Annotated in this window: 23 protein-coding genes and 2 pseudogenes; 12 read left to right on the plus strand and 13 right to left on the minus strand. The window is 62.9% G+C overall.

Annotated elements, in window-relative coordinates; translation table 11 throughout:
• The first annotated feature begins 350 nt into the window (after positions 1-350).
• The gene (locus tag C2L66_RS37860) at positions 351-1,622 is read left to right on the plus strand and encodes an IS256 family transposase (protein WP_409372657.1); all 1,272 of its coding nucleotides are present in this window, start codon (positions 351-353) and stop codon (positions 1,620-1,622) included.
• 197 nt (positions 1,623-1,819) lie between these two features.
• Here the strand turns inward: C2L66_RS37860 and C2L66_RS37865 are convergent, their stop codons facing one another.
• Positions 1,820-2,641 (minus strand): aldo/keto reductase, encoded by an 822-nt coding sequence (locus tag C2L66_RS37865; protein ID WP_054931361.1) that lies wholly within the window; start codon positions 2,639-2,641, stop codon positions 1,820-1,822.
• A gap of 29 nt (positions 2,642-2,670) precedes the next feature.
• Positions 2,671-3,510, minus strand: a complete 840-nt coding sequence (locus tag C2L66_RS37870; protein ID WP_060609262.1) for an amidohydrolase family protein — start codon at positions 3,508-3,510, stop codon at positions 2,671-2,673.
• Positions 3,511-3,658: 148 nt separating this feature from the next.
• Here C2L66_RS37870 and C2L66_RS37875 point away from each other — a divergent pair, with 148 nt between their 5' ends.
• Positions 3,659-4,555 (plus strand): LysR family transcriptional regulator, encoded by an 897-nt coding sequence (locus C2L66_RS37875; RefSeq protein WP_060609264.1) that lies wholly within the window; start codon positions 3,659-3,661, stop codon positions 4,553-4,555.
• Between the two features lie 9 nt (positions 4,556-4,564).
• Here the strand turns inward: C2L66_RS37875 and C2L66_RS37880 are convergent, their stop codons facing one another.
• From C2L66_RS37880 to C2L66_RS37900, 6 genes are all read right to left on the minus strand, one after another.
• Entirely contained in the window at positions 4,565-4,981 is a 417-nt protein-coding gene (locus C2L66_RS37880) for a cupin domain-containing protein (RefSeq protein ID WP_060609267.1), read from the minus strand.
• A gap of 33 nt (positions 4,982-5,014) precedes the next feature.
• Entirely contained in the window at positions 5,015-5,770 is a 756-nt protein-coding gene (locus C2L66_RS37885) for an SDR family oxidoreductase (RefSeq protein WP_060609270.1), read from the minus strand.
• A gap of 60 nt (positions 5,771-5,830) precedes the next feature.
• On the minus strand, positions 5,831-6,079 hold the full coding sequence (locus C2L66_RS41050; protein WP_062918697.1) for a hypothetical protein: 249 nt from the start codon (positions 6,077-6,079) through the stop codon (positions 5,831-5,833).
• Between the two features lie 388 nt (positions 6,080-6,467).
• Positions 6,468-6,926 (minus strand): carboxymuconolactone decarboxylase family protein, encoded by a 459-nt coding sequence (locus tag C2L66_RS37890; protein ID WP_060609273.1) that lies wholly within the window; start codon positions 6,924-6,926, stop codon positions 6,468-6,470.
• Positions 6,927-6,948: 22 nt separating this feature from the next.
• Positions 6,949-7,608: an FMN-dependent NADH-azoreductase gene (locus C2L66_RS37895; protein WP_060609276.1), complete on the minus strand. Its 660-nt coding sequence runs from the start codon at positions 7,606-7,608 to the stop codon at positions 6,949-6,951.
• Positions 7,605-8,042, minus strand: coding sequence for a GNAT family N-acetyltransferase (locus C2L66_RS37900; protein WP_054931244.1), 438 nt, complete (start codon positions 8,040-8,042; stop codon positions 7,605-7,607). Before C2L66_RS37900 ends, C2L66_RS37895 begins: the two co-directional genes overlap by 4 nt.
• A 90-nt stretch (positions 8,043-8,132) precedes the next feature.
• Between C2L66_RS37900 and pdxR the strand changes: the two genes are divergently transcribed.
• The 5 genes and pseudogenes from pdxR to C2L66_RS37925 form a co-directional block, all read left to right on the plus strand.
• A complete protein-coding gene (gene pdxR / locus C2L66_RS37905) occupies positions 8,133-9,575 on the plus strand; it encodes a MocR-like pyridoxine biosynthesis transcription factor PdxR (RefSeq protein WP_060609279.1) in 1,443 nt (480 codons plus the stop codon).
• A gap of 302 nt (positions 9,576-9,877) precedes the next feature.
• Positions 9,878-10,393 (plus strand): annotated as a pseudogene (locus tag C2L66_RS37910) (Ohr family peroxiredoxin).
• Between the two features lie 31 nt (positions 10,394-10,424).
• Positions 10,425-10,820, plus strand: a complete 396-nt coding sequence (locus C2L66_RS37915) for a DUF3331 domain-containing protein (RefSeq protein ID WP_060609288.1) — start codon at positions 10,425-10,427, stop codon at positions 10,818-10,820.
• Positions 10,821-10,873: 53 nt separating this feature from the next.
• A complete protein-coding gene (locus tag C2L66_RS37920; RefSeq protein WP_060609290.1) occupies positions 10,874-11,863 on the plus strand; it encodes an alpha/beta fold hydrolase in 990 nt (329 codons plus the stop codon).
• Between the two features lie 174 nt (positions 11,864-12,037).
• Positions 12,038-12,265 (plus strand): annotated as a pseudogene (locus C2L66_RS37925) (sigma factor-like helix-turn-helix DNA-binding protein); the annotation flags it as partial.
• A gap of 32 nt (positions 12,266-12,297) precedes the next feature.
• On the opposite strand, the gene C2L66_RS37930 reads toward C2L66_RS37925, so the two are convergent.
• The 3 genes from C2L66_RS37930 to C2L66_RS37940 all read right to left on the minus strand — a co-directional run bounded on the left by C2L66_RS37930 (position 12,298) and on the right by C2L66_RS37940 (position 15,697).
• Entirely contained in the window at positions 12,298-13,041 is a 744-nt protein-coding gene (locus C2L66_RS37930) for an SDR family NAD(P)-dependent oxidoreductase (protein ID WP_060609292.1), read from the minus strand.
• Positions 13,042-13,337: 296 nt separating this feature from the next.
• Positions 13,338-14,543, minus strand: coding sequence for an NAD(P)/FAD-dependent oxidoreductase (locus tag C2L66_RS37935; RefSeq protein WP_054931362.1), 1,206 nt, complete (start codon positions 14,541-14,543; stop codon positions 13,338-13,340).
• A gap of 251 nt (positions 14,544-14,794) precedes the next feature.
• Positions 14,795-15,697 carry a LysR family transcriptional regulator gene (locus C2L66_RS37940; RefSeq protein WP_060609295.1) on the minus strand — a complete coding sequence of 301 codons (903 nt, stop codon included), beginning with the start codon at positions 15,695-15,697 and terminating at the stop codon, positions 14,795-14,797.
• A gap of 115 nt (positions 15,698-15,812) precedes the next feature.
• Between C2L66_RS37940 and C2L66_RS37945 the strand changes: the two genes are divergently transcribed.
• From C2L66_RS37945 to poxB, 4 genes are all read left to right on the plus strand, one after another.
• Positions 15,813-17,015 carry an MFS transporter gene (locus C2L66_RS37945; protein ID WP_054931252.1) on the plus strand — a complete coding sequence of 401 codons (1,203 nt, stop codon included), beginning with the start codon at positions 15,813-15,815 and terminating at the stop codon, positions 17,013-17,015.
• Between the two features lie 153 nt (positions 17,016-17,168).
• Positions 17,169-17,975, plus strand: a complete 807-nt coding sequence (gene dkgB / locus C2L66_RS37950) for a 2,5-didehydrogluconate reductase DkgB (RefSeq protein ID WP_060609298.1) — start codon at positions 17,169-17,171, stop codon at positions 17,973-17,975.
• A 53-nt stretch (positions 17,976-18,028) separates the two neighbouring features.
• Positions 18,029-19,147 carry an alkene reductase gene (locus tag C2L66_RS37955; RefSeq protein WP_060609301.1) on the plus strand — a complete coding sequence of 373 codons (1,119 nt, stop codon included), beginning with the start codon at positions 18,029-18,031 and terminating at the stop codon, positions 19,145-19,147.
• 258 nt (positions 19,148-19,405) lie between these two features.
• The gene (poxB, locus tag C2L66_RS37960; protein ID WP_060609303.1) at positions 19,406-21,127 is read left to right on the plus strand and encodes a ubiquinone-dependent pyruvate dehydrogenase; all 1,722 of its coding nucleotides are present in this window, start codon (positions 19,406-19,408) and stop codon (positions 21,125-21,127) included.
• Positions 21,128-21,300: 173 nt separating this feature from the next.
• On the opposite strand, the gene C2L66_RS37965 is transcribed toward poxB, so the two are convergent.
• Positions 21,301-21,915, minus strand: coding sequence for a LysE family translocator (locus C2L66_RS37965; protein WP_060609306.1), 615 nt, complete (start codon positions 21,913-21,915; stop codon positions 21,301-21,303).
• A 99-nt stretch (positions 21,916-22,014) separates the two neighbouring features.
• Positions 22,015-23,349: an aminotransferase-like domain-containing protein gene (locus C2L66_RS37970; protein ID WP_060609309.1), complete on the minus strand. Its 1,335-nt coding sequence runs from the start codon at positions 23,347-23,349 to the stop codon at positions 22,015-22,017.
• Between the two features lie 86 nt (positions 23,350-23,435).
• Between C2L66_RS37970 and C2L66_RS37975 the strand changes: the two genes are divergently transcribed.
• Positions 23,436-24,053, plus strand: a complete 618-nt coding sequence (locus C2L66_RS37975; RefSeq protein WP_060609312.1) for a DJ-1/PfpI family protein — start codon at positions 23,436-23,438, stop codon at positions 24,051-24,053.
• Positions 24,054-24,145: the final 92 nt, after the last annotated feature.

Below are 24,145 nucleotides of genomic sequence, written 5' to 3' on the forward strand. Positions count from 1 at the left end.
GTCGTATATCTTGGCGCTCTTACAGGGTGGGACGCGTGCGCTATCGGTCCGGAGTGAAGCGTGTGGAGCACCGAGGGCCGACACACAGTTTGCCACCTGGGCGGCGGTGGACTGTCTGGCACGGCATGGTATGACGCGGGTGTGTGAAGCGGGTGAGGCGCTCATTCAGCGCGTTGGCAACGAACATCAGTCACGTGGTTGCCGTGTGAAGCGTAAGAACCTTTGGGGGCCCTCAGGCAAGTATTAGCGCTGGCGGTGTGAGCCGCTTTCTTTTGCCTACTTTTCTTTGCGGCGGGGCCTATCCGTCATTTTGTGGGCGAGGCATATCATGAGAGGTAAAAGTCATGGATATGCCAATGAAGAAGAAACGCACGGTGGCGTCTCAGGCAGCGGCCCGAGGGCCGCTGCCTGAACTGCCCAAAGCGCTGCTGGACGAGCTGGTCAAGGGGCCGATGACGCCGACCGAGGTGCAGGATCTGATGCTGGCGTTTAACAAGGCGATTATCGAACGCGCGATGGGTGCGGAGATGAATCTGCATCTGGGGTATCCACCGGGCGAATCCAAACCCGCTGGCCAGGCCAACGAGCGCAACGGCGCCAGCCGCAAGACGGTCATCACCGATCGTGGCGTCGTCCGGGTCGAGTTGCCGCGCGACCGCGACGGCAGCTTCGAGCCGATCCTGATCCCCAAACACGAACGCCGCTTCACCGGCTTTGACGAGCGCATCATCGCGATGTACGCGCGTGGCATGAGCGTGCGCGAGATCCAGGCCTTTCTGGCCGAGAGCTACGGCACCGAGGTGTCGCCCGATTTCATCAGTTCGGTCACCGACGAGGTGATGGCCGAAACGCTGGCCTGGCAGAACCGTCCGCTCGAGACGATGTATCCGGTGGTCTTCTTCGACGCGTTGCGGGTCAAGATCCGCGATGACGGTGTGGTCAGCAACAAGGCGGTGTATCTGGCTCTGGGCATTCAGGCGGACGGCCAGCGCGATGTGCTGGGCCTGTGGATTGAGCAGACCGAGGGCGCGAAGTTCTGGCTCAAGGTGTTCAACGAACTCAAGACCCGCGGCTGCCAGGACATCCTGATTGCGGTCGTTGACGGCCTGAAGGGGCTGACCGACGCGATCGGCGCAGCTTACCCGAAGACGGCGGTGCAGACCTGCATCGTGCATCTGATCCGCAACAGCCTGGAATACGCTGGCTGGAAGGACCGCAAGGCTGTCGCCCAGGCGCTGCGTCCGATCTACGCAGCTGCCAGCGAAGAGGCAGCGAAGCAGGCTCTGCAGGCCTTTGCTGATGGGCCATGGGGCGCGAAATACCCGACTATCGTGCAGTCCTGGCAGCGCGCCTGGGAGCACGTCACGCCGTTCTTCGTGTTTCCACCCGAGATCCGGCGGGTCGTGTACACCACGAACGCCATTGAGAGTCTGAACATGCAGTTGCGCAAGATCATCAAGACCCGCGGTCACTTCCCCAATGACGAGGCTGCAATCAAGCTACTCTGGCTGGCATTGCGCAACGTCCTGACCAAAAACGTGCGCTCAGCCTTCGACTGGAAGTCAGCCATGAACCAGTTTGCTATTCTGTTTGGCGATCGATTTACGCAGGCGCGCGGCTAACGATTCCTTTAACCGCCTCGCCCACAAAAATGCGGACAGGCTCTTGCGGCGGCAAAGAAAAGTAGGTGCCGCCCCGCACAGGGGCGACGCGTGAAGCTAGATAACGAATCGCGGATGCCCGCGAAGAAGCCATATCGCGGATGCGAGCAAAAACCCGCAAACACCCCAACCCGCTTGCGCAGCAAAAAAAACCCTCCCTAATCCCATTGCGGCGCAAACCCAGGACTCACAAGCCGCTCGCCTTTCGGCAACGCGGCAATCACCGCGCGATCTTCATCGTCGAGCCGAACCTCAACCGATGCAAGATTCGACATCTGATTCCCCGCACCACTCGCCTTCGGCACCGCAGCAACTTTCTCCTGCTCGAGCAGCCAGGCCAACGCAACCTGCGTCGGCAGCACACCATGCTTGCGCGCAATATCAACGACTGCAGGAATCTCCGACACACGATTGCGCGCCAGCGGACTATATGCCGTCAACGCCATCTCATGCCGCCGCGCGAAATCGAGCAACTTCGACTGACCGAGCGTCACGTGATACTCGACCTGAATCGCCGCAAGCGGCGCGCCGATCGTCTCGACGGCCTCACGCAGCAACGGCAACGGAAAGTTCGCAACACCAATCGCCCGCGCGAGCCCGCGCTCCTTCAGCGCAACGAGTGCATCGAGCGAACGGCGCAGATCCATGTCCTGCGTCGGCCAGTGAATCAGGAACAGATCCACGTACTCGCTACGCAAGTCTCGCAACGAGCGCTCGCATGACGCGCGCAGCGCCTGCGGTTCGAGTTGATCCCACCAGACCTTGCTGGTCACGTGGATCTGCTCGCGCGGCACCGGCGACGCAGCAAGCGCCGCGCCGACCGCATCTTCGTTCTGATAGCCAGCTGCCGTGTCGATATGCCGATAGCCAAGTTCGAGCGCCTGAACGACTGCGCGCGTGCACTCTTCACCGACCATCGGCCAGGTGCCGAGGCCGAGCTTCGGCATGTCGAGGCCGTGTCGGTTGACGATGTGTTCCAAGCGTTGTTTCTCCATCGTTGATAAGGGTGTCAAGATCGTCGAGCGTCGAAACCGAACAGGCGCCGCGGCGTTTCCCACTGAATCTGATGCCGGGCCTCCGCGTCGGGCACGATACGTTCGAACAGCGTCAGCAGCGGTCCATAGTCGAGCCGCTCCGGCGCGCGCAGAAACGGCCAGTCGGAACCCCACACGCAGCGTTGCGGGCCGAACGCAGCAAGCAGCGCATGCGCGTAAGGCCACGCGTCCTCATACGGATACGCGTTGCGCGAGTACTTTTGCCAGCCGGACAGCTTGACGCTCGCACGCGCGGAATCCGCGAGCCGCAGCAGCGCCTGGAAGCCTGGTTGAGCGACGCCCGCCTCGATGTCGGGCCGCCCGCCGTGGTCGATCACGAGTTGCGCTTCCTGCTGCGCGAGCCAGGGCGCCAGCGCGACCAGTTGAGCGCCGCACACCTGAATCTGCGCAAACATCCCGAGGTCGGCGAGCAGTGCAAACAGCGCACCTGCATCGCGCACGAGTTCGACACCTTCCATCGCCGGATTGAATGCGACACCGGCTACGCCTGCGTCACGCAACGCCAGAAGCTCGCTTCGGCCGATATCGTTATCGACCACCGCGATGCCCCGAAAGCGATCCGGGTAAGTCTCCAGTGCGTCGAGCAGACAACGGTTGTCGGTCCGGTAGCCGCTCGTCGGGCCGACCAGCAGCGCATGCCGCACGCCATACGCGTCCATCACGCGAACGAACTGCGCCGCCGTGCCGATCTCTTGCTGTGCAGGCCGGTACGCGGTGTCGTCCCGGTAGGGGAAGCGAACGGGGTCGAAGATATGGCAGTGGCAGTCGATCTTGTCTTCGTCGAATACGCTCATCTCAGGTTTCCTGTGCCGGCCGTCGTGTTCGCTGCGCGCAGCGCAAATCGCGGCACGGCAATGCTAATGGCTTGCCGTGCCGTTGTCGTATGCCGTGTTTAGGCTACCCTATAACCTTTGGTTAATCTCTGCACGATACGGAACAACGATGCGTTTCAAGCTGCGACAGATGGAAGTGTTCCGCGCGGTGATGCTGACGGGTTCGATCAACGCGGCGGCGAAAATGCTGTACGTCTCGCAGCCCGCCGTCAGCAAGCTGGTCGCGCACACCGAGACGACGCTCGGACTGCGGCTCTTCGAGCGCGCCAAGGGCAGGCTCGTTCCGACGGCCGAAGCGCAGGCGCTGTATCGCGAGGTCGAGCAGGTCTATCAATCGGCGCTGCGTGTCGATGAATTCGCGCGGGCGCTCGCGCTCGGCCCGGCCAGCCTGCTGCGCGTCGCGTGCAGCCCCTCGCTTGCGCCTGGCGTGGTCGCGCCCGCCATCGTCGAACTCAAGCGACAGTTGCCGGGGCTCAGCGTCGACTGGCATACCGCGCTGATGGCCGATTTGCCGCTCGAAGTGCTGAGCAAAACTGTCGACGTCGCCATCACGTCGCTGCCGATCGAGCACGAGCACCTGGAAGCCGTGCCGTTCATGCGCGGGCGAATGGTGTGCGCATTGCCGCCGGACCATCCCCTCGCCGCCCGCGAACGGATCGCGCTCGCAGACCTCGCACAAGAGCCGATGATCCTTTTCCGGCGCGACATCCCGTTCGGCACGATCATCGTGCGCGCATGCCAGCAGGCCAACGTCGAACTGACATCCGTGGTCGACGTCACGCGCGCCGATCAGGCGCTCGCACTCGTGCGCGGCGGACTAGGACTGGCGATCGTCGACGAGTTCGCGGCGGGCGATGTCGACTGTATCGTGCGTCCGCTCGTCGAGGATCTGGAAATGGTATCGACGTTCGTCTATTCGAAGTTCTCCCCGCCGTCACGCAGCGCGACCATGCTGATGCAAGCCGTCTGCCGGCGCGCCGCCGGACTCGGCAGACGGATCTGTTGAGCCTCGAAGTCAATCTCCGAACGGCATCGTCAGTTCGGTTTCGTTCGTATCGACCACGAAGACGGCGAGAAGCTTCGCCGGCTTCGTCTTGCTCCCATTCGCACTGACGCGGTGGCGGTCGCCGGGCTGTTCGGAAAAATTTTGCCCGGCCTTGTAGACCGTCACGGGCCCGTCATTGATCTGACTGCGGATCGAACCTTCGAGCACGGTCGCGTAGATGAACGCGGACTTCGCGTGCGTATGACCGGACGAATAGCCGCCCGGCCCATATTCGACCAGCACGCCCTTGACGCTCTTCCCCGGAATATTCGGCACTTCGTGCTGATAGACGAGCGTCACCTTGGCACTCTTTTCTTTTGGTGACTGCGCAAGCACGCTGCCAAATGGCAAGCTCGCAATGAGCACCGCGCAGAGGATGCGTTTCATGTCACACCTGTTGTCAGTTTGAAGGATGCGCAATCAGGCTTTGCTCTGCGAGCGGCGAAACCATTCGTCGAAACCGATCTTGCCAAGGCGCGCTTCGCCGAGCGGCACGAGCGAAAGATCGCCGACCAGGCCGCCGAAGTAACGGGCCTCCGGGTCTCGCGCGACTTCGCGTGGATCGCCGACCGCTTTCAGATAACGCGCGATGATCTCGTTGAACGGCGCGCGCTCCGGTCCGGCAATATCGATGATGCCGTTGCGCGGCGCGGCGAGCGCGACATCGGCGACGATCGCGGCGACGTCATCGGCCGCGATGGGCTGGAACATGCCCGGCGAGAGCCGGACTGCATTCCCTTGCATGCCTGAATCGGCGATGCCGCCAAGGAATTCGAAGAACTGCGTCGAGCGAACGATCGTGTACGGAACGCCGGACGACTCGATCAGCTTCTCCTGCGCGACCTTCGCGCGAAAGTAGCCGTTCTCGGCCGTGCGGTCGGTCCCGACGATAGACAGCGCGACATGATGCTGGACACCCGCCTGCGCCTCGGCCGTGCGAAGGTTGCGGGCGGACGTTTCGAAGAATTCCAGCACCGCCTTGTCTTCGAACGAGGGCGAATTGGACAGGTCGATCACCACCTGCGCGCCGGTCAGGCACGCGTTGAGCCCTTCGCCCGTGATGGTATTCACGCCGCTCCTGGGCGACGCGGCGACGACCTCGTGACCCGCCTGACGCAGGATTGCAGCCGTCTTCGAGCCGATCAGGCCCGTGCCGCCAATGATAACGATCTTCATGATTCACCCTCCGGGGTCGATCGTTGCAGAACTCTCAACCGTTCGAACGCAACCGCTCGCTCAGTGGCCCGAATTCGGGTTGCACCGGGCCAGATGGCCGCAGCTGGCAGGCGGTGCCCATTCCGCACGGGCCGCGTTGCCCATCGCCATGCTGGTTCCGGACACGCCGCCGTACTCGGTGCTGCTGGACGTGGCGGTGGTTGCGGCTGGTTGCGCATTCTGTTGGGCAGGCGTGCCCTGAGCGTGCGCCACGTTCGTCAGGGAAAGCGCGACGGAACACGCTGCGAAAAGGATGAATCGTGTCTTCATGATTTGACTCCTTCAAAACGACAGCAGGGTTTGGAACCTGTAGCCGCGCCGGTGCAGATCAAACCCGGCGCAGCGGCAAGCGGTGCTCGACAGGCACTGCTCGCGATTCCCGCGCGGCCGGAACGAGCCGTTGCATGGCTGCGCGCCTGGCCTGCTGCCTGGTCTATGGAAAATGGGACGCGGCAAACGCCGCGGATGGCGTTCGAGGTGGCAGATGCACCTGAAGAATCGTCAGAGGGCCGGTAAGCCCGCGCACGTAAAGAAAACGCACCATAAAAACATAGACGTTCTTCAGGAAAATGGAACATCAATTTGTAAGGCCGTGTACGGCGTTTTGAATGCTGGTGCGCTCCCCGCTGCGCATCGCCATGCATCGCCGTTCGCGCTGTCAGTCGATGGGCTTTGCCTCGACCGGCTGATGCATGCCAATCGCCATACGATTCCACGCGTTGATGGCGGCCACGGCCCACGTCAACTCGACAATTTCCCCGTCGTTAAAGTGCTCCCGCAACGCCTGATATTCGACTTCACGATCCGCATGGCCGTCGGGAAGGCACGTCAACGATTCGGCCCACGCCAGCGCGGTCTGTTCCCTGTCGGTGAAGAAGTGGGTCTCGCGCCACGCCGACAGCACGCTCAGACGCTGCCATGATTCACCGCCCTTGCGCAGCTCGCGCGCATGCATGTCGAGACAGTAGGCGCAGCCGTTGATTTGCGACACGCGCGTGTGCACGAGTTCGATCAGCTGGCTGCCAAGGGACGACTCGGCCAGCGACTGGCTGACCGCATACAGCGACTTGTACTGGACGGGTGCGAGCGTGGTCCACGCGAGACGAGGTGCATTCATGATGTGCTCCGGAAAGGGATGGTTAAGCAATGGATGAAGGGCTGGCTTCGCATGTCTCGTGGCGCTGCGGGTTGTCGCGCAGCCACTGCGCCGCCTTTGCCTCGACGAGCGCAAGCGGCTCATCCGTCGATACGAGGCCCGCCGCATGCATGAACGTGATGTCCTTGAGTCCGATCACGCCCAGCACGGCAGACAGATAAGGTCGAAAGAAGTCCGGCTGATAAGCCGGTTCGCGGAACATCGCGCCGCCAGCGGTCACGGCAACGAAAGTCGGACGGTCGCGCAGCAAGCCGACCTTGCCGCTCGCGCCCGCCTTGAACGTCACGTCGATACGCACCACGTGATCGATCCAGTTCTTGAGCACGGCCGGCACCGTGAAGTTGTGCACGGGCGTCGAGATCCACAGCATGTCTGCCTGATCCAGTTCACGAATCAGTTCGTCGGATACAGCGAGCGCCGCGCCGAACCGCTCTTTCGCAACCTCACCGGGCAGCACCAGCGACTCCGCGTACGCCTCCGTGATGGGCGGCAGCGGCTGCGCGCCAAGCTCGCGCCGCGTGATCCGGATGTCCCGCCCCAGACGTTCGGCCATGGCAGGCAGCAAATGACGGGTGAAGTGCCGGCTCGTCGAGTTGTCGCGCCGGGGGCTGCAATCGAGCAGCAACACGTTGAGGCTGTTCATGCCAGCTCCATGGTGAAGTGAAGGCCGCGGGCAAGCAGGCCGCAGCGGAAATAGAAGCGTTGCGCGAGCGCGTTGGCGAGCGCCGTATCGAGCACCAGACGCTGGCAGTCGTCCGCGCGACCCAGCGTGCCCAGTTCGGCCAGCAGGCGTTCGCCATGGCCGCGGCCACGTCCGGCCTCGTCCGTGATCAGATCGTCGACGTAGATGAAGCGGCCGTGAATCAGGTTGTCGATGCGCCGGTAGCCGGCCAGCGCGACAGCCTTGCCGTCTTCCCAAACGCCCAGCAGGCGATAGCCTTGCGCGCGTTGCAGCGCGACACGGGCGAGGAACTCCTCGCGCGAATTCAATTGGGGACGCAGTTGATGCATGACGTCGAAACAGGCCATCACATCGGCATCTGTTTCGGCGTGTCGGAGGGTTGGTGTGTCAGTCATGATGCCGATCGGGAGGGGTTGGTGTAGGCTTCAGTGTCGTCGTTCCATGACCCAGCCAACAGGGCCATTTTTTCTGCTTTAGACCAGGCCATGACACAGCCAGCGGCCCGGGCGAAACCGGGCGCACCTCCCATCCACGAGCAGATCTATGCGCGATTTCGCGCGATGATCGAGCAGGGACAGCTCAGCCCCGGCCAGAAGGTGTCGTCCTTGCGGGCGCTGGCGACCGAACTGGGCGTGGCGCGCGGCACCGTGCAGGTCGCCTACGACCGCCTGCTCGGAGAGGGCTACCTCGTTGCCCGCGGTCCGGCAGGGACCTTCGTGTCGGAACACACGGCCCCGGCGCAACCCGCCCGCGCGAAGCAAGCCGCTGGCGCCGCAGTTGCGCTGCGGGCAGAGGGCGCGCCCGATAACATCATCGACGTGGACGGCGGCAGTCCCCCACCGTTTCAGATGGGGCTGCCCGCGCTCGACGAATTCCCGAGAAAGCTCTGGTCGCGACTGATGGCGCGGCAGGTTCGCAGGGCGGGATCGCTCACGAAGCCCGCGCCCGCGGGCTACATGCCGTTGCGCGAGGCGCTGGCGGCCTATCTGCACCGCTCTCGCGGCATCGACGCGGACGCGGGCCAGGTGTTCATCGTGCCCGCCTATACCGCTGGCCTAGCGTTGACCGTCGACGCGCTCGGCCTTGCGCGCGAAAGCACCTGGGTCGAGCATCCAGGCTATCCGCCCACTGCGCAGACGCTGAAGCGCCTCGCCCTGGCCGTCTGCGACGTACCCGTGGACCAACACGGCATCGACGTCGCCTTTGGACGTGCGCACTTCCCCAATGCGCGGCTTGCCGTCGTCACGCCGTCGCATCAGAGTCCGACGGGCGTGGCGTTGCCGTTACAGCGTCGCGTCGAGCTTCTCGATTGGGCGGGCGAGCGTGACGCGTGGATCGTCGAAGACGACTACGACGGCGAGTACCGGTATCGCGGTCATCCATTGCCGGCGCTGAAAAGCATGGACTCGGGCGGCCGGGTGATCTATTGCGGCACGCTGAGCAAGGTGCTGTTTCCGGGGCTGCGGCTTGCGTATGTGGTCGTTGCGCAAAGCCTCGTTCCGCAGTTCGAACTGGCGTGCAGGCGCACCGTGCATGGCGGCTGCCCCGAACTGCTGCAGGCAGCGGTCGCCGGGTTCATCGGCGAAGGCCACTTCTCCCGGCATATCAAGCGAATGCGAACGCTCTACGCGCGACGGCGCGCACTGCTGGCCGAAGCGCTCGCGCCGTACGCGGCCGAAGGTTTCGTCGTTCATTTGCAGGACGGCGGCATGCATCTCCTCGTCGACGTACGCGACGATCTCGACGATGTGGTGCTGGCCAGCCGTGCCCGCAGAGCGGGCTTCGCCGTGCATGCACTCACGACATGGCGCAACGGCGCGCCGGGACGGCGCGGCCTGTTGATGGGATTCACCAACGTGCGCGATCGCGCCGAGGCCGACCGTCTGGTTGCGGACCTGATCCGCTCGTTCGAATTGCAGGCGGGTTAACCGCGTAGTTCTTCCGCGTCAACGCATTGCTCGATATTTCCGATTCGCTCCATATGATTCGGCATCCGAATCATATGGAAAATCAATTTCTTCACACACAAAGCGGCACTGTACCGGCGAACGCCTGAGTCAGCGGATTCGACTCATCACGGCCCCGAATTCGAGGGCGTCTCGATTGATGTTCCGGATGCAACACCGTGCTCCCCTCCGCGTGTCTTCTGCGCACCGTTGCTTCCTCCTACGATTCATTCTGCGCAGACAGAGCGCGCGACGAATCAAGCCGACACTACACACCGAACCGAATGACAACGCCAGGCCCACCGCCATTGACGCTGCTCGACAAGCATTCCGGACAAGAGCCTCGCATCCTCTATTCGACCACGGCCACCGTCATGGGCGGAGGCACGGGCCATGGACGCGCGTCGGGTGTCGTGCGCCCGAATGACGGGCAACTCGCCGTCGAACTACGCATGCCCAAAGCGCTCGGCGGGCCGGGTGGTGGAACCAATCCGGAGCAGTTGTTCGCCGCGGGGTATGCGGCCTGTTTTCATGGCGCGCTCAGCCTGTTGGCGGCCCGCACCGCGGTTCGCATTCACGACGCGTCAGTCGACGTCACCGTCGACTTCAGCCGGGACCCGACGGATGGCCTGTTCGTGCTGAGCGCGCATACGCGCGTCCATTTGCCGGGCTTCGAACGCGCCGTCGCCGAAGAACTGGTTCGCAAAACCGAATAGTTTTGCCCGTACACGAAGATGGCAAGGCAAGGCATCGTGAACGTCGTCGCGCTCGTCGCGGCTGGCGAGACGAGCGAGTCGTGACGCAGTTCGCCACATCGTAGAGAGGTTGGAAATGAACAGAATCGATCCATGGTTCCAGATTGTCAGCGGCTTGCACGGTCGCGGCCGGTTCCCCGCGCAGCGACATCCCGCATCCGCAGGACGCGGGCCGCACGAACGCTGCAGTCCGATGACCACCGCGATGGCCAATGCTTCGTCGATCCGCCGCATCGAGTGGCAGACCACGTGCACGATTCTGGTGACGTGGAGCGATTCGACGCTGGGCCGATTCGAAGATCAGACATGGCGAGCAGGTTTTGCGCGCACTTCAGGCATTTGCGGTCTGACGGGAGTGCCCGTTCGTCGCGGCGACCCGGTATTCCGGCCGCTACAGCGCGCCGGCGCGCTGCCGAAAAACGCGTTCGACATGATTCTCGCGAACACGCTAAAGGCGCCGACGGTGAGTTGAAGACCGAACGAGTCACGGATTTATCGCAAGGCATTAACACAGGGGCAATCACTATGTCGGAAAGCAGTAATCAAAAGCAGAATCCTATGCGTCGAAACATTTTGCTCGGCAGCGCCGCAGCCGCTGGCGGCCTCGCGGCAGCGCTGATTCCTGGCGCGCTACAGGCAGCGCAGCCGGGTGCGTCGCGTGACGCGCCGAGATCTCGCGGTCAACACGCGGCAAGCTATATCGCGACGAAAGACGGCACGCAGCTGTATTACAAGGACTGGGGAGCCGGCCGCCCCGTGGTGTTCTGTCACGGCTGGCCACTCAGCTCCGATAGCTGGGAGTCGCAGATGATGCTCGTGGCGTCGCACGGCTATCGCGCCGTCGCTCACGATCGTCGCGGGCATGGTCGTTCGAGTCAGCCCTGGAACGGTAACGACATGGACACGTATGCAGACGATCTCGCCACCGTATTCGACACGCTGGGTCTGAGGGATGCCATTCTGGTGGGCTTTTCCACGGGCGGCGGAGAAGTGGCGCGCTATCTCGGCCGGCATGGCACGAAGCGTGTTTCCAAAGTGGTGCTCGTTTCCGCCGTGCCGCCGTTGATGCTGAAAACGCCCGCCAATCCGGGCGGATTGCCCATCGACGTGTTCGATGGCCTGCGCGCGGCCCAACTGGCGAACCGCTCGCAGTTCTACAAGGACGTGCCGGCGGGTCCGTTCTACGGCTTCAATCGTCCGGGCGCCAAGCCGTCGCAGGGGCTGATCGATTCGTGGTGGATGCAGGGCATGCAAGGCGGCCACAAGAACACCTACGATTCGATCAAGGCATTTTCGGAGACGGACTTTACCGACGACCTGAAGAAGATCGACGTTCCCACGCTGATCGTGCATGGTGACGACGATCAGATCGTCCCCATCGACGCGGCAGGGCGCGCGTCCGCGAAGCTGATCCGGAATTCGAAGCTGATTGTCTATCCCGGTGCGCCACATGGTTTGACGGACACGCATAAGGAGAAATTCAACGCGGATCTTCTTGCGTTCATCCAGAGCTAAACCGAATCGAAAGCCGACCAGAAAGGGCAAGCACTGCCGTGCTTGCCCCTTTTTATCCGCAATCGCGCTTCGTGCCCGATCGTGCCTGATCGTGCCTGAAGGCAGAGGCGAACGGCGACATGGAAAGCGCCCGTATTCTGCGAGGCGGCGGCTACACCTACGATAGACATGAGCGACCCGCCTGCGACACCCGACGGAATGAGCGAACGCGCCGACGAAGCATCACTCGCATTCCTGATGCTGCTCGAACGCCTTTCTCCCGAAGCACGCGCGGCATATCTGCTGCACGAGATCTTCGGCGCGGACTATCGGGAGATCGCAGCGGTGCTTGGCAAGTCGAAAGCCGAGTGCCGGCGCCTGGTCATTCACGCCAAGGCGCAACTGCGTGATGAGCGGCTGCGCTAAACGCGAATCGACGCAGCCGCCCGTTCGGCTTACTGCAACGTATATCCGTTATCGACGATCAGATCCTGGCCGTATATACCACGTGAAGCGGGCGAAAGCAGGAACATGATCGCATCCGCAATAGCAGCGGGTTCGAGAAAGCGGCCGGGAAGCAAACGTTGATTGACGCGCTCCGCCACCGCGGAAAGCTGCTCTTGCGGCAATCCGAGGCTGGACCAGATCGCGGTCGCGGTCGGACCGGGCGACACGATATTGATTCTGATGCCGTCCGCTGCGTGTTCGATTGCGAGCGTTCTTGCGTGCGCCTTGAGCGCGGTCTTCGAGGCGATATAGGCGGCGAGTCCCGGAAACGTGACCTGTGACAGAAACGTCCCGATGAATACGACCGACGCAGACTTTCCCAACTGCTCTTTCAAGCTCGACAACGTATTCAGCGCACCCGCGCCGTTCACGGCCCATTGCCGCTCGAACGCGGAGACTTCCAGGCCATTGGCCAACTCGGCAATGCCCGCATTGGGGACCAGAAAGTCGACGGTGCCCAACTGACGGGCCCGTTCGGAAAGCGCCATGAGATCGCCGCTTTGCGTGACATCCCCTTTTATCCATTCGAGCGCGTCACCGCATCTGGACTGCAACGAATCCAGTTCACCCATCGTGCGACTCATCGCCAGTACCTTGGCGCCGCTTGCCAGCAGACGCTCAACCGTCGCAAGTCCAATGCCGGAACTTGCACCCGTCACTACAGCGAGGCGATTCTCAAATCCTTCAAACATGGTTCTTTCCTTTTCATTTGTCGATTACGTTCTCTTGTCGTTGGTCCATTGCGCAGGCCGTCACGACCCAGTTCATATAACAAGGATCGGGCCAGCATAAGAACGCTTTGTTTTCAGCGAGTTGACGACACGCGATGTCGAATTGACCCGAAACGATTCGACTACTTCAGTAGTCTTATCGACAAGGAAAGGAAATGAATTGCGCCATGCGCCGCGCACGGGATGTTCCGCAACGAAGCCGCGTGCAACACGCGTTCGCCGCCCTCGCCACTGCGGCTCGGGCGGCACCAAACGGCTTAGCCGAAAGACGCTTGCGGATTACCCGCTGCCAATGCCTCTGCGCGATTCGGCGCCGGCGGATAGATCCATTGCGTGTTGATCATCTGCTTGCGCGCCTTCCCTTCGGCGTGCGTCAGCTTGATCTGTCGATCCCAGCCTTCCGAATAGACCGCGCCCCATTCGCCGAGATCGACGCACGTGGCGTAGAACGGCTGTCGATACGTCAGCGTCGGCACGCCGAGCAGATCCGCAGCGACGTTGTGTCCGCCGAACTGGCCCATGACGATGGCGTGCTGACAGGACATCAGCGCGTAGCGGCCGCTGTCGTCTGTCGATGCCTTCGCGACGTCACCCGCAACGAATACATTGGGCGCTTCGGGCACGCGCAAATCCGGCGCCACTTCGACGCGGCCGAGCGGATCGAGATTCGACGACACCTGCGCGGCCAGCGGGCTCGCGCGCATGCCGCCCGCCCAGATCACCGTGCCCGCTTCGATGCGTTGGCCCGACGCCGTGCGAACGCCGCCGGCATCGACGGACACCACGCCCGAACCCAGCAGCGCCTCGACGCCGAGCGATTCAAACGCCTCGGCGACGAACGGGCGGGGATTCGGCCCGAGATCGGGACCGATTGCATCTTGCGTGCCGATCACCACGACGCGAATCGCCGCGTCCGCGCCGAACTTCTCGCGCAGACGCTTCGGCAGTTCCGTTGCCACCTCGATGCCCGTAAAGCCGCAGCCCACCACGGCAACCGTATTGCGGGCTGGTGAAGCGGGCTGCTTCGCCAGCTTGTCGAGATGGTTATCGAGTTCCACTGCATCCTCGATACGGTCCACCGAGAACGCGTGCTCCAGACCCGGCACAGGCGGCCTGCTGAGTTGACTGCCGCTCGTCAGCAGCAGACGGTCATACGCGAGCGAGCGGATTTGCCCGTTCGCAGACACGACGCTCACCGTCCTGTCCTGAACCGAAATTGCATCGACGCTGCCTTCGACATATTTCACGCCAATGGCATCAAGCAGCGGCAGCAGCGGCGCAGCCATCTTGTGCGGCTCGGCTTCATACATACGAGGGCGGATCTGCAGTTCGGGCTTCGGCGAAATCAACGTGATCTCAACGTCGCTGCTTCTGACGCCTGCGCCGTCGAGCACGCGAGCAGCGCCTAGCGCGCCCCATACGCCGGCAAAACCGGCACCCACAATCAGGATCTTCTGCGACATGAAATTGCCTTCGTTTAGAAAGTTGCGAAGTCGACGACCGGCGCGGCAACGCTTGCGGAAAGCATCGGCGAACGCGCCCGATCGACGTTGGAGACATTGCTCATGCGACCATCGTCGAGACGGATTGTAGGTTTGGAGATCGAACGCCAGAAGCACCGCGAACGCGTTCACCATGTTGCCTGCACGACAACAATAAGCGGTGAAGCGAGAAGGGATTTCGCAGAGAGGGAAAGCAGTGACCGCCAGCAGAGCTAGCGCGCGAACTCCGTCGCCTTTGCCGCCTCGGCCAGATAATCGACGAACGAAGCGATGCGCGCCGATATCGCCGTGTTGCGATAGTAGACGGCATTGATCGGCTGCCGCACGTCCTGCGTCTGCCGCGCAAAAAGCTGGACGAGCCGGCCTTCGCGACGGTCGCGGCCCGTCATGAAATCGGACAGGCAAACAATGCCCGCGCCCTCCAGCGCCAGTTGCCGCAGCGTTTCGCCGCTCGACGATGCGATGGCCGGCTCGATCCGGTACAACTCGTTGTCCGGCCCGATCAGCGGCCAGACGTTGAGCGACTCGGGCTGCGTAAATCCCAGCAGCGAGTGCTTCGCGAGGTCGTCCACGCGTTTGGGATGACCATGCGCCTTCAGATACGCCGGCGTCGCCAGCACCCGTATGCGACTGCTGCCCACGGGCCGGCTATGCAGCGTCGAATCCTTGAGCCGTCCGATCCGGATCGCGACATCGGTGCGGCGTTCGAGCAGATCGATGATGCCTTCGTTGCTGTTCAGTTCCAGTTCGACCTGCGGATAGCGCGCGCGATAACCCGCGACGAGCGGCACGATCACATGCAGCATGAACGGCGTGGCGGCATCGACGCGCAAGCGTCCGGATGGCCGCTCGCGGCGCGCCGCGAGTTGCTCTTCGGCGTTCTCGACCGCACCGATGATCTCGCGCGCGTTTTGCAGAAAGGCCTTGCCCTCTTCCGTCAGTTCGAGGCGCCGCGTGGTCCGCCGCAGCAGCGTGGTTTGCAGCTTTTCCTCGAGCCGCGCCAGGGTCCGGCTCGCGCCGGAAACGGTCTGCTCCAGTTGTTCGGCAGCAGCCGTGATCGAGCCCGTGTCGACCACGGTCGCGAAGGTTTGCAGTTCGTCGAGAGTAACTTTCATACTTGATCTGAAATCAAAAGTGTTTCCTTTATAGACTAGTTTTTCTGCAAAAGTAAAGCGGGCACACTTCGTCCATCCGTTAAAGCCTTTCAATCATGCTTTCTGGTAGACGACCATGCCACTTGCCCTCTTCGCGCTGACGCTCAGCGCCTTCGCAATCGGGACGACCGAGTTCGTCATCGTCGGACTCATCCCGACCATCGCCGCCGATCTCGGCGTCACGCTCCCCTCCGCGGGTCTGCTCGTCAGCCTGTATGCGCTGAGCGTCGCCATCGGCGCGCCGCTGCTGACCGCCCTGACCGGACGCGTGCCGCGCAAAACCTTGTTGATCGCGTTGATGGCGCTCTTCACGATCGGCAATCTGGTCGCGTGGCGCGCCCCGTCGTATGAATCGCTTGTGGTGGCGCGCATTCTGACGGGGCTCGCGCACGGCGTGTTCTTCTCGGTCGGCTCGATCATCGCGACCACGCTCGTGCCGAAAGACAAATCAGCCAGCGCGATTGCCACGATGTTCAGCGGCATGACCGTCGCATTCGTCGCGGGCATTCCGCTTGGCACGTTCATCGGTCAGCATTTCGGCTGGCGCGCGACGTTTCTCGTCGTCGCGCTGTTCGGCCTGGTCGCGATGCTCGGCGCGTTGTTCTTCATGCCGAACAACCTGCCGCACAAGCGTCCGGCGTCGCTCGGCCAGCAGGCTCGCGTGATCGTTCATCCGCGTCTGTTGCTGGTGTATGCGATGACGGCTGTCGGCTATGGCGGCTCGCTGATCGCGTTCACGTTCATGGCGCCGATTCTCGAACAGATCGCGGGATTCACGCCGTCGCAGGTCAGCATGGTGCTCGTCGCGTATGGCGTTTCCGTCGCGGCCGGCAACGTGTGGGGCGGCAAGCTCGCCGACGCGCAAGGACCTGTGAAGGCATTGAAGCGGATTTTCCTTCTGCTCGCCGCAGTGCTGCTGGTGTTCACGTTCACGTCGCACAACGCGTGGCTCGCCGTGCTGACCATGCTTGCATGGGGTGCCGTCGCGTTCGGCAACGTGCCCGGCCTGCAGGTCTACGTGGTCAAGCAGGCGCAGCAGTTCGCGCCGCAAGCAACGGATGTCGCGTCGGGCTTCAACATCGCCGCGTTCAACCTCGGCGTGGCGGGCGGATCGTCGCTGGGCGGCGTGATCGTCGCGCACCTCGGGCTGGGCCACACGCCGTGGATCGCCGCTGCCGTGACCATGCTGGCGTTCGGCTTGACGGCGTGGAGCGGCCGCCTCGACCGCCGCGCGGGACTCGCCGAGCACACGGCCGAAGCCGTCGCGGCGACGCATTGAACTTGAGTCGAATCGCACGGGGTACGGCAGGTCTGTACTCTTGATCGAAAATCAAATTTCTTTCGCGTTTCGAGCGGTTTTTCGAATGAATCGAACGGGCCAGAATGAAGCTTGTTCATCGCCTGGCGAATCTATCAATCAAGGGGTATCACCATGAGTCACATTCCGGCATTTGGTCTCGGCACGTTCCGGCTGCAAGGCCAGGTCGTCATCGATTCGGTGCGCAACGGCCTCGAACTGGGCTATCGCACCATCGACACCGCACAGATCTACGGCAATGAAGCGGAAGTCGGCGAAGCGATCGCCGCTTCGGGGGTTGCGCGCGACGAGCTGTTCCTGACCACGAAGATCTGGGTCGACAACTACTCGCGCAACAAGCTCGTTGCGAGCCTTAAAGAGAGCCTGACGAAGCTGCGCACCGATCGCGTCGACCTGACGTTGATCCATTGGCCCGCGCCGGAAAACGGCGTCCCGCTCGAGGAATTCATGAGCGCGCTCGCGGATGCGAAGACGCAAGGACTCACGCGACAGATCGGTGTTTCGAACTTCAACATCGAGCTGACGAAGCAGGCCATTGCGGTGGTCGGCAAAGACAACATCGCAACCAATCAGATCGAGCTGAGTCCGTATCTGCAGAACCGCAAGCTCGTCGAATTTCTCGGCGAACAGGGCATTCATGTCACGTCCTACATGACGCTCGCTTACGGCAAGGTGCTGAAGGACCCGGTTATCGGCGCGATCGCCAAACGGCACGACGCCACGCCGGCGCAAGTCGCGCTCGCCTGGGCGCTGCAACTGGGCTATTCGGTGATTCCGTCATCGACGAAGCGCGAGAACCTCGCCAGCAACCTGCTCGCGCAACAACTGCCGCTTACTGCCGACGACATGGCGCAGATCGCCGCACTCGAACGCAACGGCCGCGAAGTCAGCCCTGGCGGTCTCGCGCCTGTGTGGGACTAACGAAAAACCACGCTCGCGGCGAACCTGCCGTGAGCGACGCAAGGAATCGCATCATGAAGAACGACCCGCTTTTCGAACCCCTCGCGCTCGGCGCGCTCACCCTTTCCAACCGGATCGTGATGCCGCCGATGACACGCTCGCGCGCCAGCCAGCCCGGCGACGAAGCCAACGATCTGATGGCTGCCTACTATGCGCAGCGCGCCAGCGCCGGTCTGATCGTCAGCGAAGGCACCTACATTTCGCCGCTGGCAAAGGGCTATGCTTGGACGCCCGGCATTCACACGCAGGCGCAGATAGACGGCTGGCGCAAAGTCACGAAGGCGGTCCACGAAGCGGGCGGACGCATCTTCGCGCAGCTGTGGCATGTCGGCCGGTTGAGCCATACGAGCCTGCTCGGCGGTGAACAGCCCGTGTCGTCTTCCGCGCTACAGGCGAAGGGCGTCAACGTGTTCATCGCCGGCGCAGACGGCAGCAACGTGCCGGGCTTCGTGCAGGCATCGGCGCCGCGCGCGCTGAGCACGGCGGAAATCGCCGACGTGGTCGTGCAGTATCGGGAGGCGGCCGGCAACGCGATGCTCGCAGGCTTCGACGGCGTCGAACTGCATGCGGCCAACGGCTATCTCGTCAATCAGTTCATCGATTCCGAAGCGAACCACCGCACGGACGAATACGGCGGCTCGCTGAAAAATCGCCTGCGGTTTCTGGACGAAGTCACGCGTGCGCTGATCGACGGCACGGGTGACGCGCAGCGCGTCGGCATCCGTCTCGCGCCGCTGACCACCCTCAACGGATGCGTCGACGCAGACCCCGAAACGACCTACCTCGCAGCCGCGAAGCTGCTCGGTGAAATCGGCGTTGCGTATATCCATATCGCGGAAGCCGATTGGGACGATGCGCCGCATATGCCCGTCGAATTCAAGCAGCGCATCCGGCAAGCCTATCCAGGCGCGTTGATCTATGCGGGCAAATATACGGCGGATCGCGCGCGCGAGGCCATCGCCGCAGGTTGGGCGGACCTCATTGCATTCGGCCGCCCTTTCGTTGCGAATCCCGATCTGCCGCAGCGCCTGCGCAGCGGGGCCGATCTTGCCGTGCATGAACGCGACACACTGTTCGGCGGCGGCGCTCGAGGGCTCACGGACTACCCGGCGCTCACGGGCACCAACGACTGACGAACGGTCCTCTATCCACGACAACCCACCGACGCCGCGCGTCGAGTGCCTCGTGGGCGTGACACGCCTCAAGACGACTCTGGACACTCAGGGCCGCTGACCCGCGCTGAACCTGTACGTGCCAATTCGCACGGTGCGTGCGTTTTGCGAAACGCGGTATCCGTCGTACCAGTACCTTGCGTAGCTACCGTGGCGCCCTGCTTTCATGGGCTCCGCAGAAACTGCGACATTCGCGATGACTGGTCAACGGAGATTTATATGTCAGCAAACACCATTGCAGCTTACCTGGCCCAAACGCTCGCGACAGCGGGCGTCGAACGCATCTGGGGCGTGACGGGCGACAGCCTGAACGGTCTTGCCTACGCACTCGACAAGGTCGGCGGCATCCGCTGGATGCATACGCGCCACGAAGAGTCCGCTGCATTCGCGGCGGGCGCCGATGCCGCATCCACGGGCCGGCTCGCCGTGTGCGCGGGCAGTTGCGGTCCGGGCAACCTGCATCTGATCAATGGTCTGTTCGACTGTCATCGCAATCACCAGCCCGTGCTCGCGATCGCCGCACACATTCCATCGACGGAGATCGGCCTCGGCTACTTTCAGGAAACGCATCCGCAGGAGTTGTTCAAGGAGTGCAGCCATTACGTGGAGCTCGTGTCGTCGGCTGCGCAGTTTCCGCGTGTCCTCGCGCGCGCAATGCGTACGGCCATCGAGGAGCGCGGCGTGGCGGTGATCGTGTTGCCTGGCGACGTCGCCTTGGGCGACGGCCCCGACGAATTGCCGACGTGGACGGAAAGCGCGCCGCCGCGCATCGTGCCCGCCGAAGCCGATCTGGAGCGCCTTGCGACCCTGCTCAATACGTCGGATGCCGTCACGATCATGTGCGGCAGCGGCACACAGGGTGCACACGACGAAGTCGTGGCGCTTGCCGATACGCTCGGCGCGCCTGTCGTGCATGCGTTGCGTGGCAAGCAGTTCGTCGAGTACGACAACCCATTCGACGTCGGCATGACGGGGCTGATCGGTTTCAGCTCGGGCTATCACGCGATGATGTCGTGCGACACGCTGCTGCTACTTGGCTGCGATTTTCCGTATCGTCCGTTCTACCCGCCGCACGCGAAGATCGTGCAGATCGACTGGAAGGGCTCGCAACTCGGTCATCGTGCGCCGCTGACGCTGGGTCTGGTCGGAACGGTCAAGGAGACGATCGCGGCGACACTGCCCAAACTTCAGCGCAAGCAGGACCGTGTCTTCATCGACACGGCGCGCAAGCATTACGCCGCCGCGCGCAAGAGCCTCGACGAGCTCGCGACGCCTGCGCCCGCAGGCAGGCCGGTGCATCCGCAGTACCTTGCGCGCATGATCGACGAAATCGCCAGCGAAGATGCCATCTTCACCGCCGACGTCGGCACGCCAACCGTGTGGTCCGCGCGTTATCTGACGATGAACGGCAAGCGTCAATTGCACGGATCGTTCAATCATGGGTCGATGGCGAATGCGATGCCGCAGGCGCTCGGTGCGCAGGGCGCGCATCCGGGCCGTCAGGTCGTGTCGCTTTCGGGTGACGGCGGCCTGTCGATGCTGCTCGGCGATCTGCTGACCGCGCGCCAGCTCGGGCTGCCAATCAAGGTCGTGGTGTTCAACAATAGCGTGCTGGGTTTCGTTTCGATGGAACTGAAAGCGAGCGGCTATCTCGACACGAACGTCGATCTGAGCAAAACCGAATTTGCAGCGATTGCGAAAGGCGCAGGCATCTTCAGCATTCGCGTCGAAGATTCGGAACAGGTGGCCGGAGCGTTGAAGGAAGCCTTCGCGCACGACGGCCCGGCCGTCGTCGATGTCGTGACGGCGAAACAGGAACTCGCGATGCCGCCCAAGATCGAGCTCGAACAGGCCAAGGGTTTTAGTCTGTACATGATGCGCGCCATTCTGAATGGCCGCGGCGACGAAATCGTCGACCTCGTGCGGACCAATTTCCGTTGATGCATGGGGTGTCGGCGCGCCGCCATTCGTACTTTAAGGATGGCGGCTACCGAAGTCCCGCATTGGTTTCTTCAGGTGGTAATTTCGCGTGTAAAGCGCACTTCTGCGAGTCGTGCCAAGCGCGCTCACGCTGAGAAGAAACGTCTGGCGCTAATGCGTGAACGTGCATAACGTCAGCGCCCCGCCAGCATCCTTCCACCGAGCCCAATCAACAGCACGCCCGCCGTCGTATCGATCACGGCTTTGCGCCGGACCATGAAGCCGCGAATGGCGGGATGAGACGCCAGCAGCGCCATCGCGCAGTACCACACGCACGATATGCCGATCGACAGCGCGACGACAGCGATATCGAACGATAGTGTGGCGTGAGCAGGCACCATCACGGCAAATATGCTGCCGTAGAACGCGACCGATTTGGGGTTCGTCATGCTCACGAAATAGCCGCGTTTCGCGGCAGCCCAACCCGACCCGGCGGTCCGTGCAGGCGCGGACAAAGGTTGGCGGGCAGTCACGATCATCTTCGCGCCGAGCCAGATCAGATAGGCCGCACCCGCAATCCGCAAGGTCGTCTCGATCCAGGCCACGTGCGTGACGATCAGGCTCAGGCCCGCGATCGCTATCAACGCCCAAGTGCCCGACGCAGCCGCCAGCCCCAGACCCGTCGATACGCCAGCACGTCGCGACGCAACCGCCGTCGATGTGACGATCACGAAGTTAGGCCCCGGGCTGGCAACGCTGAGCAGCAACACGCCGCACAGCGCGAGCAAACTGTTGATGGGATCGAGCATGGTGTCTTCCACGGACGTTGGGCAAAAATCGGATTTCCATCATACGCGAGGGGATGCGAAGCCCCGCTGCAACATGCCTCTGAAGCGCAAACGCCGCCTTTAATACGCGTAACTGCTAATCACGCGCCTGACCGTTTCCAGCGATTCGCGCAGCACATCGAGTTCGACGGAACCCAACGCGAGGCGCACCGCATGCGGCACATGGTGCGAAGTCGCGTACGGTTCGGCCGTCGACACCGAAATGCGCTCGCGCATGAGCGCCGCAGCAACCTGATCGGCACGCACGTCTTCCGACAACGGCAACCAGACGAAATACGACGACGGGTGACGAACGCAATTCAGGCCCGCGAGAATCCCGGCGGCCATGGCTTGCCGGACCTTCGCGTCGCGGCGCTTCTCCGCTTCGAGCCGCTTGACGGTGCCGTCGTCGAGCCACGCGCACGCGATCGACGTCATCACGCCGGGCGTATTCCACGTCGTCGCCCTGATGATCCGCTCGATGGCCTTCATCGATTCAACCGAGGCCGCGACAAAACCCACGCGCAATCCGGTAGCGACGTTCTTCGAAAGACCGGACACGTACACGGTCGTTTCCGGCGCGAGCGCGGCGAGCGGCGCAGGCGGTTTGCCCGCCAAGAACGCGTACGCGGCGTCTTCGATAATCAACAGCCCGTGCCGGCGCGCAATCGACACAAGTTGCCTGCGCCATTGCGCACCCGTCACCCAACCGAGCGGATTGTGCAGCGTCGGCATCACGTACACGGCGCGCACGCGTCGAGTCCTGCACAAGCGTTCGAGCGCGTCGAGATCGAACCCTTGACCGTCCGCGGGTATCGGAGCCAGTTCGAGCCGACAGGCCTCGGCCAGCACCTTGAACCCCGGATAGGTCAGCGTGTCCACTGCGACCACGTCGCCAGGGCCCAGCAGCGCCATGACGGTTGCAGCCAGGCCTGCTTGCGCGCCGTTCACGAGCGACACCTGCTCCCAGCCGACGTCGAGCCCCCTGCATGCGAGATGACGCGCGACGGCCGCGCGTTCATGCTGGCGTCCGCCATGCGGCTGATAGCGAAGCAGGCTTTCCAGATCGCCGGACGCAGCAAGCTGGCGCAACGCGCCGCGCAACAGATCCGCCTGGCCCGGCAGCGCCGGATAGTTGAAATTGAGGTCGACCATGCCCGCCGCCAGCGCGAACTGATCGATGCCCTGTCTGGGCGGCAGCGAGATTTCCCGCACGAACGTACCGCGTCCCGTCTCTCCGCTGACGAGTCCCATCGCCGCGAGTTCGGCGTAGACACGCGTCGCCGTGACGAGCGCGAGGCCGTGCGTGGACGCGAGCTGACGATGCGTCGGCAGGCGCGCGCCGGCGCGCAGGCGTCCCGAGCGGATATCCGCGGCGAGCGTGTCGACGAGTTCCTTGTACCGGGGCTGAGCCATGCGCAGATGTATCCATGACAATTATTTGATTGTAATGGTATCTGCGCATAGCATCGTCGTACCACATTCATCGGCGGGCAGACATCATGCACATCGCGATTCTCACTTTCGAAGGCTTCAACGAACTCGATTCGTTGATTGCGCTCGGCATACTCAACCGCATCAGGAAGCCGGGCTGGCGTGTGTCGCTTGCGACGCCGCAGGCACGCGTGAAATCGATGAACGGCCTGGTGATAGAAGGGCAGATCGCGCTGCACGAGGCGAATGCTGCCGATGCAGTGATTGTCGGCAGTGGCGTGATGACGCGCAACGTCGTTGCCGATCAGACGTTGATGGCGCAGATGCAATTCGACCCGTCGCGCCAACTGCTCGGCGCGCAGTGCTCCGGCACACTCGTGCTGGCGAAGCTCGGACTGCTCGATGGCGTGCCCGCCTGCACGGACCTGACCACGAAGCCGTGGGTCGAGGAAGCCGGCGTGGACGTGCTTAATCAACCGTTCGTCGCGCGAGGCAACGTCGCGACCGCGGGCGGATGTCTAGCTTCCCAGTATCTGGCGGCGTGGGTCATTGCGCGACTCGAAGGCGTGGATGCCGTCGCGAGCGCGATGCATTACGTCGCGCCTGTGGGCGAAAAGGACGAGTACGTTGCGCGCGCGATGCGCAATATCACGCCTTTTCTGCAAGAGACGAGTGCAGCCTTTTAAACCGTTTGCCGCCTCCCGGACATCGAAATCGCGACACGATTCCCACGCGATGCGACATGAAACAAGCCATGAAATAGCCGCTGAAAAAAATT

Source organism: Paraburkholderia caribensis, assembly GCF_002902945.1.
Classification (GTDB): Bacteria; Pseudomonadota; Gammaproteobacteria; order Burkholderiales; family Burkholderiaceae; genus Paraburkholderia; species Paraburkholderia caribensis.

Excerpts from the sequence above, each read along its gene's own strand:
- C2L66_RS37860 (WP_409372657.1), top strand. The coding sequence starts at position 351 with ATGCCAATGAAGAAGAAACGCACGGTGGCGTCTCAGGCAGCGGCCCGA.
- C2L66_RS37870 (WP_060609262.1), bottom strand. The coding sequence starts at position 3,510 with ATGAGCGTATTCGACGAAGACAAGATCGACTGCCACTGCCATATCTTC.
- C2L66_RS37875 (WP_060609264.1), top strand. The coding sequence starts at position 3,659 with ATGCGTTTCAAGCTGCGACAGATGGAAGTGTTCCGCGCGGTGATGCTG.
- C2L66_RS37880 (WP_060609267.1), bottom strand. The coding sequence starts at position 4,981 with ATGAAACGCATCCTCTGCGCGGTGCTCATTGCGAGCTTGCCATTTGGC.
- C2L66_RS37885 (WP_060609270.1), bottom strand. The coding sequence starts at position 5,770 with ATGAAGATCGTTATCATTGGCGGCACGGGCCTGATCGGCTCGAAGACG.
- C2L66_RS41050 (WP_062918697.1), bottom strand. The coding sequence starts at position 6,079 with ATGAAGACACGATTCATCCTTTTCGCAGCGTGTTCCGTCGCGCTTTCC.
- C2L66_RS37890 (WP_060609273.1), bottom strand. The coding sequence starts at position 6,926 with ATGAATGCACCTCGTCTCGCGTGGACCACGCTCGCACCCGTCCAGTAC.
- C2L66_RS37895 (WP_060609276.1), bottom strand. The coding sequence starts at position 7,608 with ATGAACAGCCTCAACGTGTTGCTGCTCGATTGCAGCCCCCGGCGCGAC.
- C2L66_RS37900 (WP_054931244.1), bottom strand. The coding sequence starts at position 8,042 with ATGACTGACACACCAACCCTCCGACACGCCGAAACAGATGCCGATGTG.
- pdxR (WP_060609279.1), top strand. The coding sequence starts at position 8,133 with ATGACACAGCCAGCGGCCCGGGCGAAACCGGGCGCACCTCCCATCCAC.
- C2L66_RS37915 (WP_060609288.1), top strand. The coding sequence starts at position 10,425 with ATGAACAGAATCGATCCATGGTTCCAGATTGTCAGCGGCTTGCACGGT.
- C2L66_RS37920 (WP_060609290.1), top strand. The coding sequence starts at position 10,874 with ATGTCGGAAAGCAGTAATCAAAAGCAGAATCCTATGCGTCGAAACATT.
- C2L66_RS37930 (WP_060609292.1), bottom strand. The coding sequence starts at position 13,041 with ATGTTTGAAGGATTTGAGAATCGCCTCGCTGTAGTGACGGGTGCAAGT.
- C2L66_RS37935 (WP_054931362.1), bottom strand. The coding sequence starts at position 14,543 with ATGTCGCAGAAGATCCTGATTGTGGGTGCCGGTTTTGCCGGCGTATGG.
- C2L66_RS37940 (WP_060609295.1), bottom strand. The coding sequence starts at position 15,697 with ATGAAAGTTACTCTCGACGAACTGCAAACCTTCGCGACCGTGGTCGAC.
- C2L66_RS37945 (WP_054931252.1), top strand. The coding sequence starts at position 15,813 with ATGCCACTTGCCCTCTTCGCGCTGACGCTCAGCGCCTTCGCAATCGGG.
- dkgB (WP_060609298.1), top strand. The coding sequence starts at position 17,169 with ATGAGTCACATTCCGGCATTTGGTCTCGGCACGTTCCGGCTGCAAGGC.
- C2L66_RS37955 (WP_060609301.1), top strand. The coding sequence starts at position 18,029 with ATGAAGAACGACCCGCTTTTCGAACCCCTCGCGCTCGGCGCGCTCACC.
- poxB (WP_060609303.1), top strand. The coding sequence starts at position 19,406 with ATGTCAGCAAACACCATTGCAGCTTACCTGGCCCAAACGCTCGCGACA.
- C2L66_RS37965 (WP_060609306.1), bottom strand. The coding sequence starts at position 21,915 with ATGCTCGATCCCATCAACAGTTTGCTCGCGCTGTGCGGCGTGTTGCTG.
- C2L66_RS37970 (WP_060609309.1), bottom strand. The coding sequence starts at position 23,349 with ATGGCTCAGCCCCGGTACAAGGAACTCGTCGACACGCTCGCCGCGGAT.
- C2L66_RS37975 (WP_060609312.1), top strand. The coding sequence starts at position 23,436 with ATGCACATCGCGATTCTCACTTTCGAAGGCTTCAACGAACTCGATTCG.